General features: G+C 76.1%; 1 protein-coding gene. It reads right to left on the bottom strand.

The window, feature by feature from the left end; all coding sequences use genetic code 11:
* The coding region (locus IEZ21_RS46915) for a DUF2207 family protein (RefSeq protein WP_189327917.1) at positions 1-859 on the bottom strand (859 nt) is incomplete at both ends.

The following is an 859-nucleotide window of genomic DNA, read 5'->3' as shown; positions in this document are numbered from 1 at the left end:
TTCGCCGCGTGGGCCGCGGCCGTCCAGGCCTCGGCCTCGCCGAGGGCCACGGCCCACGCGATCTCGTCCCCGTCACGCTTCTCCCAGCCGTGCCGCCCGGGTTCGGCCAGATGGCGCCGGTACGCCTCCGCCTGACACCACAGCTGCGAGCCGCGCACCGTGAGTGCCCGCAGTTCCCAGGCCCGTACGAGGGCCGCGAGCCCGGCGCCGGCCAGTGCCGCGCCGACTGCCAGCGGCGTCCGCCAGTCCGCGCCCGGATCCGCCACGTCTGTCGCCGTGATCCCCACGACGACCGTTCCGGCGGCCGCGGCCACCGCGCCGCCCCACAGGGCGATCCGGCGGTGCCGCTCCCCGGACGGCTCCCACAGTCCGTCGCCACCCGTGCGCCGCCAGTCCTCGAGCCGGTGCCGCAGCATGTTCCAGGCGAGAGCGAACGCGGTGTTGTACTGGCCCAGTTGGACCCGCTGCTTGTGGGCGAACACGGCCTGGAGCACCTCCGCCGTCAGCGGGTCGGCGGCGCCGCCCTCCGGCCGCTTGCCGACCTGGTGCAGCGTGGGCTTCTTCTTGCCGCTGATGGTCAGATGCCCGTCCGCCGCCGCGGTCAGCAGCCACGCCGCCAGGTGTTCCTGACGCACCCGCTCGGTGAGCAGGATGCCGGCGTGCGCGGGAGCGATGCCCGCGGGCGGCTCACCGTTCGGTGTGAGCGAGGCGCCCAGCCGGCGAAAGTCCATCCGCCGGGTCCGGCCGTCCGCCCCCTGGACCCGCTCCCGCCCCGCCAGCCGCACCAGCTCCGCGACCACGGCCGTCGCGGCGAGAGCGATCCCCGTGGCCCACAGCCACCCGGCCACCACGCCGTCCC

Origin of the sequence: Streptomyces flaveus (genome assembly GCF_014647675.1) — a bacterium.
GTDB lineage: Bacteria > Actinomycetota > Actinomycetes > Streptomycetales > Streptomycetaceae > Streptomyces > Streptomyces flaveus.
Note: the sequence above shows the minus strand (reverse complement) of the source record. Positions and strands in the feature narration are given on the sequence as shown.